Here is a 17,943-nt window from a genome sequence, read left to right on the forward strand (position 1 = left end):
ATCCCCTCGGCTTAATCACCTCGACTTAATCAGAGGTGCCTATGGTTCTTCTTCGATGTACACCGCGGTAACCATAGCTTCGATATGCCCCTGACCCAGCCGAGCGGTAATCCCGTCGCCGGCATAGAGATCGCTTGCCTTGCGCACTACCGGCTGTTTATCGGTGCCGACGATGGCATAGCCGCGATCAAGTGTTGCCAGCGGACTGACCAGGTGGAGCGACTGCGATGCATGACTCAGGCGCTCGCGATGTTCGTTGAGTTGCCAATGCACTTCCCGTCTCAAACGCTCGCCCAGGTTGGCCACGTGCTCCAGGCGCTGGGCCAGTATGCGGCCGGGGCTCTGCGCGGCCAGCCGTTGCTGGTCATGGCCCAGCCTTTGGCCGAGCTGTTGAATCTGCTGTTTGATGGCATTGAGCTGGCGGCTCTCAAGTTCGTCCAGGCGCTGCTGATAGACCTGCAACTCACGCCTTGGATCGCGTAGACGCTGGCTAAGATGGCCCAGTTGCTGACTCATATTACGCAGCATCCGGTCCATCACCGATTCCAGGCGATGTAATTGCTGCTCCAACGTGCGGACCCAGCCGGACTGGTCAGGGGCCAAGTGCTCTGCCGCTGCGGAGGGTGTGGGTGCGCGCAGGTCCGCCACAAAGTCGGCGATACTGAAATCCACCTCGTGTCCGACAGCGCTCACGGTGGGAAGGGAGCAGCCGGCAATGGCGCGAGCCACCTTTTCTTCGTTAAAAGGCCAAAGGTCTTCCAGGGAGCCGCCGCCGCGTCCGATGATCAGCACGTCGGCGACCCCGTGGCGTTCAGCATTCTGTATCGATGCGACGATCTCGTCGGCCGCATTCTGACCTTGGACGGCGGTCGGGTAAATCGTCACCGGAATGCCGGGACAGCGGCGTTTCAGCACGGTCAGAATATCGTGTACGGCGGCGCCGGTCGGGGAGGTGACCACGCCGATGTGTTTTGGTAGCGATGGAATCGGCTTCTTCCGCTCGGCCTCGAAGAGGCCCTCGGCCTGCAGCTTTTGCTTTAGTGCTTCGAATGCAGCCTGCAACTCGCCCAGCCCGGCGGGCTCAAGACTTTCGACGATAATCTGGTAGTCGCCCCGGCTCTCGTAGAGCGTGACTTTGCCACGGATAAGGATCTGGTCACCTTCCTTGGGCGGTCTCGCTACACGCTGGTTGTTGCCTTTGAACATGGCGCAGCGAATCTGAGCCTTGGCATCTTTGAGGGTGAAGTACCAGTGGCCCGAGGCCGGTCGCGAGAAGCTGGAAAGCTCGCCTTCGACCCAGGCCTGAAGAAAGCTGACTTCCAGCAAATGGCGCACCTGATGATTGAGTTGGCTGACGGACAGCGCGCGTGGGCGAGAGGCTGAAGCGGTTATATCCATAAAATATAGGGATTTTCCGAAGACTGGTGGTATCAAAAAGGGCGCAATTTCAAAAACATGCAAAGAGTAGGGGGAAGATAGCAGGTTTACTGTCCAACCTGTCCCCCATATAATAGATCGATTAAAGGGAGCGATGATAAACGCGCTCTGGTAGATCCTCCAGAATATCGGCACATGCGGTCGTTTATCAGGAGGGTGCCGGGGCGTTTCGTTTTTCTGATATCTCTGATTTCTGCCGGACCTGCCGCGGTTCCACGTGCCGGGTTATTCCAGTACCGGAGTTTTCAGGGTAGGCCTCCCGGAAATTTAGCACGTTAAATTAAGGCGGGTCCCATGCTGCGTATTGCCGAAGAAGCCCTGACATTTGATGACGTCCTCCTCGTTCCCGGTTACTCCGATGTGCTACCCAAGGATGTCAGCCTTGAGACGCAGCTGACAAAGGGTATTTCACTCAATATTCCTCTTGTCTCCGCTGCCATGGACACCGTCACCGGTTCCGAGCTGGCTATCGCCATGGCTCAGGAGGGCGGTATCGGCATCATTCACAAGAATATGTCGGTCGAGCAGCAGGCGGCGGCTGTCCGCAAGGTTAAGAAATTCGAAAGTGGCGTGGTGAAGGATCCGATTACCGTCTCCCCGGAAACGACGGTGCGCGAGCTGCTCGATATTACCTCGGCGAACAGCATTTCCGGCCTGCCTGTTGTCGATGGCCGTGACCTGGTGGGTATCGTCACTGGCCGTGACATCCGTTTCGAAAGCCGCCTGGATACCAAGGTGGCCGAAATCATGACACCTAAGGAAAAGCTCGTCACCGCCCGCGAGGGTGCCAGCCTGGACGAGGTTAAGAACTTGCTGCACCGGCATCGCATCGAGAAGGTGCTTGTGGTCAACGATGGCTTTGAGCTCCGCGGCCTGATCACTGTGAAGGATATCCAGAAAGCCAAGGATTATCCGCTGGCCTGTAAAGACGAGCAGGGCCGTCTGCGTGTCGGCGCTGCGGTCGGCACGGGGGGCGACACCGAGGCACGTATCGCTGCGCTGGTGGAGGCAGGCGTCGATGTTATCGTGATCGACACCGCTCATGGTCACTCCCGCGGAGTCATTGAACGGGTGAGCTGGACCAAGAAGAACTACCCGGACGTTCAGGTGGTCGGCGGCAACATCGCGACTTCCGAGGCGGCCATTGCCTTGGTGGATGCCGGCGCAGACGCCGTGAAAGTGGGGATTGGTCCCGGTTCGATCTGCACCACTCGCATTGTCGCCGGTATCGGCGTACCTCAAATTTCCGCGGTATCCAACGTCGCGGCGGCATTGAAGGATCGCGGAGTGCCGCTCATCGCCGACGGTGGTGTGCGCTTCTCGGGCGATCTGGCCAAAGCCCTCGCGGCGGGCGCCTACAGCGTTATGGTGGGCAGCTTGCTTGCCGGTACCGACGAGGCGCCGGGCGAAGTCGAACTATTCCAGGGGCGCAGCTATAAGGCGTATCGCGGCATGGGGTCTCTCGGCGCAATGGGGCAAGGCTCCAGCGACCGATACTTTCAGGATGCCAGCGAAGGCGTCGAGAAGCTGGTGCCGGAAGGCATTGAAGGCCGCGTGGCCTGCAAGGGGCCGATGCGTGCCATCGTTCACCAGCTCATGGGCGGTGTGCGTGCTTCTATGGGCTACACCGGCTGCAAGAACATGGACGAAATGCGGGTGCGTCCCCAGTTTACCCGTATTACCAATGCCGGCATGCGTGAAAGCCACGTCCACGACGTGACGATCACCAAGGAAGCGCCGAACTACCGCGTCGGCTAACACCGGCTCGCGTGGGTTAACACCCAGTAAGGCAATTAACAAACGCGGTTGCTATAGAATAGGGCCCGGCGGGGCGTTCAGCAGCTCCTGGCTTTAACCGGGGTTCGGGATTTTGTTCCGAGCCCCGTTTGCATTTTCTGAATTGAGGATTTCATGGTTCAAAACATTCATGACCACCGTGTTCTGATTCTGGATTTTGGCTCCCAGTACACCCAGTTAATTGCCCGTCGTGTGCGTGAGATTGGCGTCTACTGTGAAATCCGTCCATTCGATATTGCCCTCGCGGACATCGATGAGTTCAATCCCAAGGGTATTATCCTCGCCGGCGGGCCCGAGTCGGTGACCAAGCTGGGCGGCCCGCGTGCGCCGGACGGTCTGTTCGAGAGCAACAGGCCAATTCTTGGCATTTGTTATGGCATGCAGGCCATGGCCGAACAGCTGGGCGGTAAGGTAGCCAGTTCCGAGAAACGTGAGTTTGGTTATGCCCAGGTCAAGGTGCGTGCCGCAGGTCCGCTGCTCAAGGACATCACCGATCACCTGACCGATCAGGGCGAATCGCTGCTGGATGTCTGGATGAGCCACGGTGACAAGGTGGTCACCATGCCCGATGGTTTTGAGCTTTTAGCCTCCACCGAAAGTGCGCCGGTCGCGGCCATGCAGGACCTGGATCGCAACCTCTTCGGTGTTCAGTTCCATCCGGAGGTGACGCACACCCTGCAAGGCCAGCGTATCCTCGAGCACTTCGTTCTCAATATTTGTGGCTGCGAAGCCTGGTGGACGCCGGCGCAAATCGTCGAGGATGCGATTGAGCAGATTCGTGAACAAGTGGGTTCCGAAAAAGTCTTGCTGGGCCTCTCCGGCGGCGTGGATTCTTCGGTGACCGCAGCGTTGCTACACAAAGCCATCGGCGACCAGCTCACCTGTGTTTTCGTGGATAATGGCTTGTTGCGCCTGCACGAAGGCGATCAAGTGATGGATATGTTCTCCCGCAACATGGGCGTGAAGGTCATTCGCTCGGATTCAGAAGATCTGTTCCTGTCCAAGCTCGAAGGCGTCACCGATCCCGAGCAGAAGCGAAAGGTCATCGGCAACACGTTTATCGACGTTTTCGATGAGGAAGCTGCTCGCATTCAAGACGTAAACTGGCTCGCTCAGGGCACCATTTACCCGGACGTGATCGAATCCGCCGCCTCCAAAACCGGCAAGGCGCATGTGATCAAATCTCACCACAACGTTGGCGGCTTGCCAGAAACCATGAAGCTCAAGCTGGTGGAGCCCCTGCGCGAGTTGTTCAAGGACGAGGTGCGTCGTATCGGCCTGGAGCTGGGCTTGCCGTACGATATGCTCTACCGGCACCCGTTTCCGGGACCCGGCCTGGGTGTGCGTATCCTGGGCGAGGTTAAGAAAGAGTATGCCGAAATCCTGCGTCGTGCCGATGCCATTTTCCTGGAAGAGCTGCACCGTGCCGACTTCTACCACAAGGTGAGCCAGGCCTTCGCTGTGTTCCTGCCGGTAAAATCGGTGGGTGTTGTCGGCGACCAGCGGCGTTACGAATACGTGATTGCAGTTCGAGCGGTGGAAACCGTGGACTTCATGACGGCGCGCTGGGCGCGCCTCCCATACGAATTGCTGGAGACCATCTCCAATCGCATCATCAACGAGATTTCCGGTGTGTCCCGGGTCACCTATGACATCTCGTCCAAACCGCCTGCCACCATTGAGTGGGAATAATTCGGTTTACTGGTTGCAGTGAAGGTATTTAGTGGGTGAAGCATAGCGTTAGGGCAGGGACGATTGATGACGGTCACTGAAACGGTTGATCAGGCCCGTGAAGACGAGCGCTGGATGGATCGTGCCCTGACGCTGGCTAATCAAGCGGCCTCAATCGGCGAAGTACCGGTCGGGGCCGTCGTCGTTCTGCAAGGTCAGGAAATTGGTGCCGGTTTCAATACACCGATTTCCGCCCGCGACCCCACCGCTCATGCTGAAATCCGCGCTATTCGGGATGCTGCCCGTCGCGTGGGCAACTACCGGCTCAGCGGCGCTACCCTCTATGTCACTATCGAACCCTGTACAATGTGTGCAGGCGCGCTGGTTCATGCGCGTGTCTCAAGGTTGGTGTACGGTGCGATTGAGCCTAAAGCGGGGGCCATTGAGTCGTCTGCGAAACTGCTCGATAGCGAGGCGATGAACTGGCGCGTGGCCGTCAGCGCTGGCGTGCGGGCCGAGCAATGCAGCGAAACGATCAGCGCTTTTTTCTCCGAGCGCCGCAAGGCGGCAAAGGATAGGCGATAGGCCGGCTTAAGATTGGAATTAAACAACTGGTTTTAAACAACTGGATTTAAACAACACCGTGTCCTGTTGAAGACAGGCTGAATGTAAAGGGAAAGCTATGAAAGTTCTGGTCACCGGCGGCGCCGGTTATATTGGCAGTCACGTCGTACGCCAGCTCGGAGAAGCAGGTCACGACGTGGTGGTCTTCGACAACCTATCCACGGGTTATCGCTGGGCGGTCACCTGTGGCGAGCTGATCGTAGGCGACCTGGCGGACGAAAACGCCCTGGATGCCGTCTTCAAAGCGCACGATTTTGAGGCAGTTTTACACTTTGCGGCGAACATCGTGGTGCCTGAGTCCGTTGCCAATCCGCTGAAATACTATGGCAACAATACCCGTAATACCCTCAACCTGCTCAAGGCTATCGAGCGCTACCAGACACCCTACATGGTGTTCTCGTCCACGGCCGCAGTGTATGGCATGCCTGATGCACAAGTATTGACTGAGGATATGCCGTTGGCACCCATCAATCCGTATGGGGCGTCGAAAATGATGAGTGAGCGCATGATCATGGATCTGGCGGCGGCATCTTCGCTCAACTACATCATCTTGCGCTATTTCAATGTGGCTGGGGCCAATCCGGACGGTCTTCTGGGACAGGCGACGCCTGAGGCGACGCACCTTATCAAGGTTGCCTGCGAATGCGTCAACGGTATCCGCGAGGGTATGCAGATTTTCGGTACCGATTACGATACCCGCGATGGCACCTGTGTACGCGACTACATTCACGTTGAAGATCTGGCCAAGGCCCACGTGATGGCGCTGGAGCACATGAAGCGTGGGGGACAGTCGGATGTGCTGAACTGCGGCTATGGACGTGGCTTCACCGTGCGCGAAGTGATTGAGGTGGTCAAGCGGCTTTCGGGTAACGATTTTCCGGTCACGGAAACCGAGCGCCGGGCCGGCGATCCAGAAGCGCTCATGGCGGATAACTCAAAAATCACAAGCACCTTGGGCTGGCAGCCCGATTACGACGACCTCGACACGATTGTGGGCAACGCGCTGGCCTGGGAGAAAATCTGGCAGGCTCGCCAGAAAGGTTAAAAGGAATTGCGAACTCAGGACTATAAAAGGAAAGTTTCATGAAGATTACGATTTTTGGAACGGGTTATGTTGGCCTCGTAACGGGCGCCTGCCTGGCGGATGTCGGGCATGAAGTCTTGTGCATGGATGTCGATCCCGGAAAGATTGAAAAATTGCGCAATGGCATAATTCCGATCTACGAGCCGGGCCTGGAGTCCATCGTGACTCATAACGTCTCGGCCGGTCGCCTGCTGTTCACGACCGACACCGAGGCGGCGGTCAAGCACGCTGAAGTCCAGTTCATCGCGGTTGGAACGCCGCCGGACGAGGACGGCTCCGCCGACCTGCAGTATGTAACGGCTGTCGCCCGCTCCATTGGCGAACATATGACCGGCTACACCGTCATCATCGACAAGTCCACCGTTCCTGTGGGCACCGGCGACAAGGTAAGCGGAGCCGTGCGTTCCGAGCTGGATAAGCGTGGCGCCGAGCTGGAATTCGACGTGGTTTCCAATCCGGAGTTTTTGAAAGAGGGCGCTGCCGTCGCCGATTTCATGAAGCCGGACCGGATCATCGTCGGCACCGAGAGTAAGCGCGCGGAAGAGGTGATGCGGGAAATCTACTACCCGTTTAACCGCAACCACGACCGTATGATTTTCATGGATCTGCGTTCTGCCGAGCTCACCAAGTACGCGGCAAACGCCATGCTGGCCACTAAGATCAGCTTCATGAACGAGATAGCCAACCTGGCCGAGCGTCTTGGGGCGGATATCGAACACGTACGCCGCGGTATCGGTTCGGACCCGCGGATCGGCTACCACTTTATCTATCCCGGATGTGGGTACGGCGGCTCCTGCTTCCCCAAAGACGTGACTGCACTGACCCGGACAGCGCGGGACTGCGACTATGACGCACGGCTGCTGACAGCGGTCGAGAACGTCAACATGGCGCAGAAGCATGTTCTGTTCGATAAGGTTAGCCACTACTTCCAGGGTGAGCTGGAAGGCAAGACCGTCGCGCTCTGGGGCCTGGCCTTCAAGCCCAATACCGACGATATGCGCGAAGCATCGTCGCGCCGCCTGATGGAATCCCTGTGGAAGGCGGGCGCCAAGGTCCAGGCGTTCGACCCGGAAGCCATGGAGGAGACCCAGCGTATCTACGCTGAAGAATCGGGGCTTCAGCTCTGCGGTACCAAAGAACAGGCCCTTAAAGGGGCGGATGCTCTGGTGATCTGCACTGAGTGGAAGGAATTCCGTTCACCGGATTTCGCCTCAATCGCTCAAACGCTCTCGCATCCGGTTATTTTCGATGGCCGTAACCTGTATGCACCGGAAATGGTCGAGCGCCATGGGATTGTCTACTACGCTATAGGTAGAGGAAAGAATCAGTTTTCCGCTACCGGGAGCTAGCTATGAGTGGGACAGAGGCATTTGTCCTGCACGAAAAACTTGCCGAAGACACCGTATCGCTGGCCAAGAGTGAGCTGAGCGAGTTGCGGTTGATGAATGACCGAAACTATCCTTGGCTTCTACTCGTTCCCGAGCGGGTGGGGGCCAGGGAAATCTACGAACTCGCACCAGCGGATCAGCAGCGCCTGCTGCGGGAATCCAGTGCTATCGGCGAAGCGATGATGAACGCCTTCGAAGGCCATAAGCTCAACGTGGCAGCGTTGGGAAACATGGTGCCGCAGCTTCATCTGCATCATGTGGTTCGATACGAAGGCGATGCCGCATGGCCGGGTCCCGTATGGGGTGTCGTGTCGCCCGCCGCTTACACCGAAGCGGAACTGCGCGAGGTGAAGAAGAAGCTGGTGCCGGTGGTTTCGGCGTTTCGTTCGGTTTCATGAACGATTTTTCGGTGGGTGTCGGCCGTTACGGATTCCGCTAGATGAGGGCGGCGTAGGTTAACGTTTTAGCGCTAAGGAGGCGCACGAATATTAGAGCCTCCTTAGGGCTTTCAACGTTTCTCGGCCCTTGCCGTTTGTCTTGCCAACGACTGCGCGCCCAGTAGGATCATCCTGAGCTCGGTTTTGAGTTTGGTCTTTAATTCTTCCCTCTCGCGCGTTGTCGCATCGAGTGCTTCGGCGCCCTGGTTGAACACCAGAGTGACCATCGCCTCGGCGACCATGCGCGCATCCGACAGGGGCTTGTTTTGCTCCTCGGCGAAGCGCCGTAAGTCATCCGCCAGTTCGGTTACGAAGTGATCGATTTCCGCCTGTATTGCCGTCCGGAACGTCGTTGAAACCCCCGTACGCTCACGCAGCATGAGCCGGAACAGGTTGGCATTGTTGTTCAGGTATTCCATGAACGTGTCAACCGAGGTGTTGATGGCACTGCCGTTGCGGGCAATGCGCTTGCGTGCCTGACGCATCAATTGGCGCAGAGCGACGCCGCCTTCATCCACCAGGGCCAGTCCCAGTTCGTCCAGTTCGGCGAAGTGCCGATAGAAAGAGGTTGGGGCGATGCCGGCCTCGCGGGCAACTTCCCGCAGGCTCAGGCTGCCAAACCCGCGATCGGCACTGAGTTGTCGCAGGGCGGCGTCCATCAGGGCGCGGCGGGTTTTGAGCTTTTGTTCGGCACGGGCGGACACGGGGTTCTCCAACTGCGGCTTTCAGGCGCAACATGTTACCGTTCGCGCGACGGGGCGTCATCTATCCATCGTTGGGAGGATTAAGAGGGCTGCGGCGGCTGCCAGCCGGCGACCTGTTGAGATTGGTGGAAAAGGCCTGTTTCGTTGCCTGATTTTATTGCCGGTTATGTTTATAATATGCGGCCTTTCACGGGTCTGATTGTCGTTTCCAGCCGCGGCCGGAATACCAGTGTGCAGATACCGTGGCTAAACCCGCCTTGACTGGCTTCAGGATACAGTGCCGTTGCGCCCGTCAGGGCTGACCGGCCGTTCCCGCAGGCTCGGCGGTTTCCGATGATATGACCAGCGCTTCAGTGCGAGGGATTATGGAGTTTGATTCCATAATCTCCAGCGAAGTGAGGCTGCTGGGGTTGGTTGTGTTATGGGGAGTAAATCCATGCCGATTTATGAGTACGTTTGTGACGCGTGCGGTCACGAGAAAGATGTGATCCAGAAGATGAGCGATGCGCCGCTGAAGGTGTGCCCGTCCTGCGAGGCTGAAGCCTTCCGCAAGCGGATATCGGCAGCGGGCTTCCGTCTGTCCGGCACCGGTTGGTACGAAACCGATTTCAAGACCGGTAGCAAAAAGAACCTGGTGGACAAAAAGAATCCGGTGGATAAGGGCGGTGAGTCCGGATCCAAAAGCAAGACTGAGCCGGCCGCCGGCTAAGTCACTGAATACACTGAAAATTGATTAACAGGAAAGGGTATGCGCAGTCACTATTGCGGTGGAATCAACGAATCACATATCGATCAGGACGTGACCCTCTGCGGCTGGGTTCATCGTCGCCGCGACCATGGCGGGGTTATTTTTCTGGATCTGCGTGATCGTGACGGCATGTCCCAGATCGTAGTGGACCCGGACACGCCCGAAAGTTTCGAGTTGGCGGAAAAGGTTCGCAGCGAGTTCGTCATCCAGATCAATGGCCGCGTACGTCGCCGCCCGGCAGGCACCGAGAATTCGAACATGCCGACCGGCCAGGTCGAGGTGCTTTGTAAGTCATTGGCGATTCTGAACGCTGCCGCCACGCCGCCGTTCCCGCTGGACGAGCACGTGGATGTGGGCGAGGACGTGCGTCTACGCTACCGTTTCGTCGACCTGCGGCGCCCGGAAATGCTAAACCGTCTGCGTTTCCGCTCCAAGGTGACGAGTTACATCCGCAACGTCCTGGACCGCAACGACTTCATGGATGTGGAAACACCCATCCTGACCCGGGCAACACCCGAGGGCGCCCGCGACTATCTGGTGCCGAGCCGGACCCACGAAGGTTCCTTCTTTGCATTGCCGCAGTCGCCGCAGTTGTTCAAGCAACTGCTGATGGTGTCCGGTGTCGATCGTTACTACCAGATCGCCAAGTGCTTCCGTGACGAGGATCTGCGTGCCGATCGCCAGCCCGAGTTCACCCAGGTGGATCTGGAGAGTTCCTTCATCGACGAAGAGGGGTTGATGGGGATCACGGAAAACATGATTCGCGAACTGTTCCGCGATCTGCTGGAAGTGAACCTGCCCGAATTCCCGCGCATGACATACGCCGATGCCATGAAGCGCTATGGCAGCGACAAGCCCGACCTGCGGATTCCGCTGGAGCTGATCGACGTTGCCGATTTGGTCGAAAGCGTGGATTTCAAAGTGTTTGCCGGCCCGGCCAAGGATCCCAAAGGACGCGTTGCGGCGTTGCGCTTGCCCAAGGGCGGGGAATTGACCCGTAAACAGATCGACGACTACACCAAGTTCGTGGGCATCTACGGCGCCAAGGGCCTGGCCTACATCAAGGTCAACGATCTGAGTCAGGGTGTCGCTGGCCTGCAATCGCCCATCATTAAGTTCTTGGGCGACGATGTCGCCTTGTCGGTGATCGAACGTGTTGGCGCGGAAGATGGCGATATCGTGTTCTTCGGGGCAGACAAGACAACCGTCGTCAACGAGGCGCTTGGCGCTCTGCGAATCCGGCTGGGCCACGACCTGAACCTGTTCACGGCCGAATGGTCGCCGTTGTGGGTCGTGGACTTCCCGATGTTCGAGGAAAATTCTAACGGCGAGCTTACGGCGATCCACCATCCGTTTACCGCACCGTCATGCACGCCGGAAGAGCTGGCGGCAGATCCGGCCAATGCGTTGTCGAGAGCCTATGACATGGTTCTGAACGGCACTGAATTGGGGGGTGGCTCTATCCGTATTCACGACGAGAACATGCAGCAGGCCGTGTTCCGCATTCTCGGTATCGGCGAAGAGGAAGCCCGCGCCAAATTCGGCTTCCTGCTGGATGCACTGAAGTTCGGTTGCCCGCCGCACGGTGGTTTGGCCTTTGGTCTCGACCGTCTGATTATGCTGATGACCGGCGCAACGTCTATTCGAGATGTCATTGCGTTCCCGAAAACCCAGAGCGCCACCTGCCTGATGACCCAGGCGCCGGGCGAAGTGGACGAGCGTCAGTTGCGCGAGCTGCATATCCGCCTGCGCAAGCCCGCGTTGGCGAAGGAGCCCAGCGAGGCGGACGAGAAGAATCTTTCCAAGAAAGCGTAGCCAATCACAAAGCGGATTGAGTAAGAAAAGTCGCCCCGGTCTTGCCGGGGCGCACCCGAGTTGATGGAGTGATCAATGGCAGGACACAGTAAATGGTCCAATATCAAACATCGCAAAGCGGCTCAGGATGCCAGGAAAGGCAAAATCTTCACCAAGCTGATTCGTGAGCTGACTGTGGCTGCCCGCGAGGGTGGCCCGGACCCCAACGATAATCCCCGCTTAAGGGCCGTGGTCGACAAGGCCCTCACCGCTAACATGAAGAAAGACACCATGGAGCGGGCCATCGAGCGCGGCGCAGGCAATAGCGACGATACCAACTACGAAGAGCTAACCTATGAAGGCTACGGCCCCAATGGTGTTGCCATTTTTGTCGAAGTCATGACCGACAACCGTAACCGCACGGTGGCGGAGGTGCGTCATGCATTCAATAAGTTGGGCGGCAACCTCGGCACGGATGGGTCGGTGGCTTTTCTATTCAGTAAGCAGGGTATCGTCAGTTATGGGCCGGATGCGGACGAAGACGCCTTGATGGAAGCGGCGCTTGAAGCCGGTGCAGACGATGTTGCGGAGCAAGATGATGGGTCCTACGAGATCGTCACGCAGCCCGAACAATTCCTCGACGTAAAAGAAGCCTTGGTGGCGTTCGGCCATACGCCGGATAATGCAGAGGTCACGATGGTCCCGTCGACCTACGTTACGTTGGATCGCGACACGGCGGACACCATCCTCAAGCTGATCGATATGCTGGAAGACCTGGACGATGTCCAGAATGTCTATTCCAATGCAGATATTCCCGCCGAAATCATGGATGAGCTGAATGGTTAATCGGCGTTGGCCGGCTATGGGCCGGAGCGCGTCGTGGCGATAATTCTCGGCGTGGATCCTGGGTCGCGAATTACCGGCTATGGCATCATCCGCAACACCGGCCGGCATACGGAGTATCTGGATAGCGGCTGCATACGCATGGGTGAGAAACCCATGGCGGAGCGGCTACAGGTCATCTATCAGGGGCTGGCTTCGCTGATCGATCAGTTCCGTCCGGATGAATTCGCCATCGAGCAGGTGTTTATGGCCCGCAACCCGGACTCTGCGCTCAAGCTGGGTCAAGCGCGTGGCGTTGCCATGGTTACCGCGGCCAATAGTGGTCTCGCAGTGCATGAGTACTCGGCGCGACAGGTGAAGCAGGCTGTGGTCGGTAAAGGAAGTGCCGACAAGGCACAGGTCCAGCACATGGTACAGAGTATCCTGTCGCTGAACCGCAAGCCCCAGGCCGACGCCGCTGACGCGTTGGCCATCGCGCTTTGTCATGCCCATATGAGTCAGAGTATTGGTCGCATCTCAGCGGGCAGCCGGGTGCGCGGTGGTCGTATACGCTGAGTGAAGTTGCATAACTAACGTGGCATAACGGGTGTACTGTCTGGCTCATCGGTTATTCGACAACCTATCAATCAGGCAGCACGCCAGGTCGCCGGACTGCAATTCGTGGTTCGGCCAGCGGGGGAGAGTTTCGTGATAGCACAAATCCGGGGGCAGCTGATCGAGAAGGTGCCGGGCCATGTCCTGGTTGAGTGTGCCGGTCTCGGATACGAGCTCGACATCCCCTACACCACGTTCTTCCACTTACCGGACACCGGCCAGGAAGTGGCTCTGTATACGCATTTCGCTGTCCGTGAGGACGCTCAGAATCTTTATGGTTTTGCCGCAAGACTCGACCGCGACCTGTTCCGCTTGCTGATCAAGGTGAATGGCGTTGGCCCCAAGATGGCGCTGGCTATCCTGTCTGGACTGGACGCCCAGCAGTTCGTGCGTTGCGTGGACAACCGGGACGTTGCGGCATTGGTCAAGATCCCCGGGGTGGGTAAGAAAACCGCCGAACGCCTGCTGATCGAAATGGGTGATCGTCTGGGGCAGCTCGAGGGCCATTCACAGATAGGCCTCCAAACACCAAACCTCGCGGTTAGCCCCGAAGCAACGCCTGCATACAAGCCCGAAGACGAGGCCGAGGCGGCATTGATCACCTTGGGCTACAAGCCGCAAGAGGCCGCTAAGGCGGTCAGCCGCGTGGCAGAGAAGGGCATGAACTCGAAAGATATGATCCGTCTTGCGCTTAGGAATATGATTCCCGCGAACTGACGGCCGCCTCACAAGCCGGGGCTGGACGATTCAGCCGCCGTCGATGCTTTCATACAGCGAACTTGTGTTGATGGAGCGCCCGTTTGATTCGTGTTTTTATTGATGCGTTAATGGTTTCTGTCCGGAGCGTAACGTGACAGGCGTATTGGCGTTTGTAAAATGAACGTCAATTAGCGTTAGAAGCGTCGCCGCCCAATACAGATTAAATAAACGGGATGCCTGCGAACCAATGTCATGATTGAATCCGATCGTCTGATTTCTCCGCAGCCCGGTGCGTTTGAAGATGTACAGGATCGCGCTATTCGACCGACGCTGTTGGCCGAATATGTAGGGCAGCCGGCGGTTCGCGAGCAGATGGAAATTTTTATTTCCGCCGCCCGCGGACGGCAGGAAGCGCTGGACCACGTTCTCATCTTCGGCCCTCCCGGGCTCGGTAAAACCACCCTTGCCAATATTATTGCCAACGAGATGGGTGTGGCTATTAAGACCACATCCGGTCCCGTATTAGAAAAGGCCGGCGACTTGGCGGCAATGCTGACGAACCTCGAAGAGGGCGATGTCCTCTTTATCGACGAGATTCACCGGCTGAACGCAGCGGTGGAAGAAGTGCTCTATCCGGCGATGGAAGACTATCAGTTGGATATCATGATCGGTGAGGGGCCGGCAGCTCGGTCCATCAAGCTGGACCTACCTCCTTTTACGCTCGTCGGCGCAACGACACGTGCGGGTCTGCTGACATCACCGCTACGTGATAGGTTCGGTATCGTTCAGCGGCTTGAGTTCTACAACACCGCTGACCTGACCCATATCGTCCAGCGTTCCGCCTCTTTACTGGGCGTCTCCGTCGAAGCCGAAGGTGCGTTGGAAATCGCACGCCGCGCGCGCGGTACACCGCGGATTGCCAATCGTTTGCTGCGCCGTGTCCGGGATTACGCCGAGGTGAAATCGGATGGGGTGATTAGCGTCGAAGTAGCGGATCTGGCGCTGAATATGCTCAAAGTCGACAATCAGGGTTTCGATCACATGGATCGCCGGTTGTTGCTGGCAATGATCGAGAAGTTCGACGGCGGCCCCGTGGGCGTCGAAAGCCTGGCCGCGGCGATCAGTGAGGAGCGTGGCACCATCGAAGACGTTCTTGAACCTTTTCTGATTCAGCAGGGTTATATGGTTCGCACGCCCCGTGGTCGTATGGCGACTTCGCAGGCCTATCTGCACTTCGGCGTCACGCCGCCCAAAATCGGCGAGGGAGCATAACGATGGAACAGCGTTCGGAATCGTTTCGCTGGCCTATTCGTATCTATATCGAGGACACCGATGCGGGTGGTATCGTCTATCACGCCCGCTATCTGCACTTTATGGAACGAGCGCGAACCGAATGGGTCCGTAGCCGGGGCGTTGCGTTGCGCAGCGGCCTTGAAGAAAACGTCAGCTATGTCGTCCAGAAAATGTCGATTCACTTTCGGCAGCCGGCCCGGCTTGACGACGAAGTATGGGCGACCGCCGACCTGGTGGATTCTGGCCGGGTCTGGCTGGGGTTTCGGCAGCAGATAATTCGCCAGTCTGACGGCGTTTTGCTGACGGAGGCCGACGTCAGAGTGGCTTGCATCGCTCTGGATAGCGGCCGGCCACGCGCCATGCCGGAAGCCATGCAGGCGATTGTGCAGGCAAAAACAGAATAAAACCGGCCTTGCGGGGCCAGCAATGACAAGATCCAGGAGTGAAATGTGGAGTCACAACTGTCGGTTTGGAGTCTCATCGCCAACGCCAGTATTTTGGTGCAACTGGTTATGCTACTGCTGGTGCTGGCCTCGGTTATATCCTGGGGGCTGATTTTTCAGCGGTTGCAGGTGTTCAAGAAGGCCCGCAAGGCGCAACTGAGATTCGAGGAGCAATTCTGGTCCGGCATGGACTTGGGACAGCTCTACCGGGATGTCAGCAATAAGCCGACGCCTCGCAGCGGCATGGAATCGGTATTTCGCGCCGGCTTTCGCGAATTCTCAAGATTGCGTCAGCAGAGTCAGGATCCCGATGCGGTTATGGACGGCACTCAGCGGGCCATGCGAGTGGCGCTGTCCCGGGAGCAAGAGCGCTTGGAGGCGCATCTTCCCTTCCTGGCGACCGTCGGTTCGACCAGCCCCTACGTGGGCCTGTTCGGTACGGTCTGGGGGATCATGAACTCGTTTCGCGGTTTGGCCCAGGCCCAGCAGGCCACGTTGGCGACGGTCGCTCCCGGTATCTCAGAAGCCCTGATTGCAACGGCGATGGGCCTGTTCGCGGCTATTCCAGCGGTTATCGCCTATAACAGATTTGCTGCGAAATCCGATGCGCTGTTGAAGAACTACGAGACGTTCGCCGAAGAATTCTCCAGCATCCTGCATCGCCGCGTCCATACCTCTGAGAAAGGACGGGCGGCTTGATCCGATATACGTCCCGGGATAGCGCTATGTCGCTGGATAGTGCCACATTGCTGAAAGGTGCCATGTTGCTGGGTAGCGCCATATTGCTGGTGGACAGTGCCATGTTGCTGGGGAACCACACGATCGATAGGGGAGAAGGGCGATGAAAAGCACGGGTATAACGTCGGTTTCGGTTCCCCGCCGCAAACCAATGGCAGAGATCAATGTCGTTCCCTATATCGACGTGATGCTCGTGCTGCTGGTTATCTTTATGGTGACCGCGCCTATGATGACCCAGGGCGTTAAAGTGGATCTGCCGGAAACCACGTCCGATCCGATTCAGGCACAGAAAGACGTTGAGCCTGTCATAGTGTCTATAGACGCAAACGGAGCCTACTTTATGGAAGTGGGAGACGAAGAGTCCGAACCGATGGCGCTGGCGGACCTGAATCAGCAGGTGAGTAAGATTCTGGCCGGACGCAGTCAGCGTGACGTATTGGTGAGAGGGGATGAAAACGTGGATTACGGTACAGTCGTCCGCCTCATGGCCACGCTTCAGGCCGCTGGCGCAACCAGTGTCGGCTTGATTACTGAGCAGCCGCAAGGTTGATGGGTCGTGGTGGAGAATAAACGCGAACCGAACGACTATGTGGCGCAGCCGCCGTGGAAGAGCCCTATCGCGCTTTCATTGGTACTGCACGGAGCGATTCTGTTTTTTGCGCTCGTGGGATGGAGCTGGTCGACGCCCAGCCATGAGCCGCCGCCGCGAAATATCTCGGCGCGGCTGATCATGCCTGAGCCTCAGGCGCCTCCTGCGGAGCCGGCTGCCCAGCCAAAGCCTCAGCCCCCGGCACCGGAACCGGAACCTGAGCCGCAGCCGGACCCAGAAGAAGAGGCGCGCAAGAAGGCCGAGCAGCAGGCCCAGGAGCAGAAGCGCCACGAAGATGAACGGCGCAAGCAGATATTGCTTGAGAAGAAAAAAGCAGAAGCGGCCGCCAAGGCCGAGGAAGAGGCGCGCAAGAAGGCTGAAGCGGAAGCTAAGGCCGCGGCGCAACGCAAAGCTGAAGAAGAGCGACGTAAAGCCGAGGAGGCGCAAAAAGCTGAGCAAGAGCGCCGCCGAAAGGAAGCTGAAGCCAAAGCTGCGGAAGAAAAACGTAAAGCTGAGGAACAAAGGCGAAAGGAAGAGGCCGAACGGAAACGGCAGGAGCAGAAAGAGCGCGAGCGCCGAGAGGCTGAGAAGCGCCGCCAGGAGCGGGAGCGTCAACAGCGCGAAGATCAGCTGGCGGCACTCGCTACAGAGGCTCAACAGGAGCAGGCCGCTGCCGCTCAGGCGAGAAAAGAGGCTGCCGCCGCCGCCCGGGCCCGTGATGCCCGCATGGCTTCGGAAAGCGAAAAATATGAGGCGTTGATCCGCGAGCGTTTAAGCAACGCCTGGTATATCCCGTCGTCGGCCCAAAAAGGGTTGGTGACCACTTTGGAGATCACTTTGTTGCCCACCGGGGAACTGGTATCGGTGCGGATTACGAAAAGTAGCGGCAACTCGGCGTTCGATAATTCTGCGTTGAGTGCGGTGCGAGGCGTGCAGCGATTCCCCGTGCCCGAGGAACAGGATGTTTTTAACCGGTACTTCCGGACCTTCTCGATCCAGTTTGATCCGGAGACGCTTTGATGCAGGGACGCTTTGAACTGAACGATACCGTTAAACCACA

Annotated in this window: 19 protein-coding genes; 17 read left to right on the forward strand and 2 right to left on the reverse strand. The window is 57.9% G+C overall.

Features of this window, described 5'->3' with window-relative positions; all coding sequences use genetic code 11:
• Positions 1-39: 39 nt before the first annotated feature.
• Positions 40-1,398 carry an exodeoxyribonuclease VII large subunit gene (gene xseA / locus FXO11_RS08115; RefSeq protein WP_148862512.1) on the reverse strand — a complete coding sequence of 453 codons (1,359 nt, stop codon included), beginning with the start codon at positions 1,396-1,398 and terminating at the stop codon, positions 40-42.
• A gap of 333 nt (positions 1,399-1,731) precedes the next feature.
• Here xseA and guaB point away from each other — a divergent pair, with 333 nt between their 5' ends.
• The 6 genes from guaB to FXO11_RS08145 all read left to right on the forward strand — a co-directional run bounded on the left by guaB (position 1,732) and on the right by FXO11_RS08145 (position 8,399).
• Entirely contained in the window at positions 1,732-3,195 is a 1,464-nt protein-coding gene (gene guaB / locus FXO11_RS08120; RefSeq protein WP_148862513.1) for an IMP dehydrogenase, read from the forward strand.
• A gap of 153 nt (positions 3,196-3,348) precedes the next feature.
• Entirely contained in the window at positions 3,349-4,926 is a 1,578-nt protein-coding gene (gene guaA, locus FXO11_RS08125) for a glutamine-hydrolyzing GMP synthase (protein ID WP_148862514.1), read from the forward strand.
• A gap of 66 nt (positions 4,927-4,992) precedes the next feature.
• Entirely contained in the window at positions 4,993-5,490 is a 498-nt protein-coding gene (gene tadA, locus FXO11_RS08130) for a tRNA adenosine(34) deaminase TadA (protein ID WP_148862515.1), read from the forward strand.
• A gap of 97 nt (positions 5,491-5,587) precedes the next feature.
• A complete protein-coding gene (gene galE / locus FXO11_RS08135; RefSeq protein ID WP_148862516.1) occupies positions 5,588-6,574 on the forward strand; it encodes a UDP-glucose 4-epimerase GalE in 987 nt (328 codons plus the stop codon).
• 38 nt (positions 6,575-6,612) lie between these two features.
• Complete coding sequence (locus FXO11_RS08140; RefSeq protein WP_148862517.1) at positions 6,613-7,962, forward strand: UDP-glucose dehydrogenase family protein; 1,350 nt, start codon at positions 6,613-6,615, stop codon at positions 7,960-7,962.
• A 2-nt stretch (positions 7,963-7,964) separates the two neighbouring features.
• Complete coding sequence (locus FXO11_RS08145; protein ID WP_148862518.1) at positions 7,965-8,399, forward strand: HIT domain-containing protein; 435 nt, start codon at positions 7,965-7,967, stop codon at positions 8,397-8,399.
• A 110-nt stretch (positions 8,400-8,509) separates the two neighbouring features.
• Here the strand turns inward: FXO11_RS08145 and fabR are convergent, their stop codons facing one another.
• Positions 8,510-9,142: an HTH-type transcriptional repressor FabR gene (gene fabR, locus FXO11_RS08150; RefSeq protein ID WP_148862519.1), complete on the reverse strand. Its 633-nt coding sequence runs from the start codon at positions 9,140-9,142 to the stop codon at positions 8,510-8,512.
• A 436-nt stretch (positions 9,143-9,578) separates the two neighbouring features.
• Between fabR and FXO11_RS08155 the strand changes: the two genes are divergently transcribed.
• The 11 genes from FXO11_RS08155 (at position 9,579) to tolA (ending at position 17,903) form a co-directional block, all read left to right on the forward strand.
• Positions 9,579-9,851 carry an FmdB family zinc ribbon protein gene (locus tag FXO11_RS08155; RefSeq protein WP_148862520.1) on the forward strand — a complete coding sequence of 91 codons (273 nt, stop codon included), beginning with the start codon at positions 9,579-9,581 and terminating at the stop codon, positions 9,849-9,851.
• Between the two features lie 39 nt (positions 9,852-9,890).
• Positions 9,891-11,705: an aspartate--tRNA ligase gene (gene aspS, locus FXO11_RS08160; protein ID WP_148862521.1), complete on the forward strand. Its 1,815-nt coding sequence runs from the start codon at positions 9,891-9,893 to the stop codon at positions 11,703-11,705.
• A 75-nt stretch (positions 11,706-11,780) separates the two neighbouring features.
• Complete coding sequence (locus FXO11_RS08165; protein WP_148862522.1) at positions 11,781-12,530, forward strand: YebC/PmpR family DNA-binding transcriptional regulator; 750 nt, start codon at positions 11,781-11,783, stop codon at positions 12,528-12,530.
• 33 nt (positions 12,531-12,563) lie between these two features.
• Positions 12,564-13,082: a crossover junction endodeoxyribonuclease RuvC gene (gene ruvC, locus FXO11_RS08170; protein ID WP_148862523.1), complete on the forward strand. Its 519-nt coding sequence runs from the start codon at positions 12,564-12,566 to the stop codon at positions 13,080-13,082.
• Between the two features lie 132 nt (positions 13,083-13,214).
• Complete coding sequence (gene ruvA / locus FXO11_RS08175; RefSeq protein ID WP_148862524.1) at positions 13,215-13,838, forward strand: Holliday junction branch migration protein RuvA; 624 nt, start codon at positions 13,215-13,217, stop codon at positions 13,836-13,838.
• A gap of 234 nt (positions 13,839-14,072) precedes the next feature.
• Entirely contained in the window at positions 14,073-15,092 is a 1,020-nt protein-coding gene (gene ruvB, locus FXO11_RS08180; protein WP_148862525.1) for a Holliday junction branch migration DNA helicase RuvB, read from the forward strand.
• 2 nt (positions 15,093-15,094) lie between these two features.
• Entirely contained in the window at positions 15,095-15,517 is a 423-nt protein-coding gene (gene ybgC, locus FXO11_RS08185; RefSeq protein WP_148862526.1) for a tol-pal system-associated acyl-CoA thioesterase, read from the forward strand.
• 45 nt (positions 15,518-15,562) lie between these two features.
• Positions 15,563-16,255: a protein TolQ gene (tolQ, locus tag FXO11_RS08190; RefSeq protein WP_148862527.1), complete on the forward strand. Its 693-nt coding sequence runs from the start codon at positions 15,563-15,565 to the stop codon at positions 16,253-16,255.
• Positions 16,252-16,401, forward strand: a complete 150-nt coding sequence (locus FXO11_RS20260; RefSeq protein WP_168203138.1) for a hypothetical protein — start codon at positions 16,252-16,254, stop codon at positions 16,399-16,401. Before tolQ ends, FXO11_RS20260 begins: the two co-directional genes overlap by 4 nt.
• Positions 16,398-16,844, forward strand: a complete 447-nt coding sequence (gene tolR / locus FXO11_RS08195) for a protein TolR (protein WP_148862528.1) — start codon at positions 16,398-16,400, stop codon at positions 16,842-16,844. Before FXO11_RS20260 ends, tolR begins: the two co-directional genes overlap by 4 nt.
• Before the next feature lie 6 nt (positions 16,845-16,850).
• Positions 16,851-17,903 carry a cell envelope integrity protein TolA gene (gene tolA, locus FXO11_RS08200; protein ID WP_227546078.1) on the forward strand — a complete coding sequence of 351 codons (1,053 nt, stop codon included), beginning with the start codon at positions 16,851-16,853 and terminating at the stop codon, positions 17,901-17,903.
• Positions 17,904-17,943 lie beyond the last annotated feature (40 nt).

The organism is Marinobacter fonticola (genome assembly GCF_008122265.1).
GTDB classification, from domain to species: domain Bacteria; phylum Pseudomonadota; class Gammaproteobacteria; order Pseudomonadales; family Oleiphilaceae; genus Marinobacter_A; species Marinobacter_A fonticola.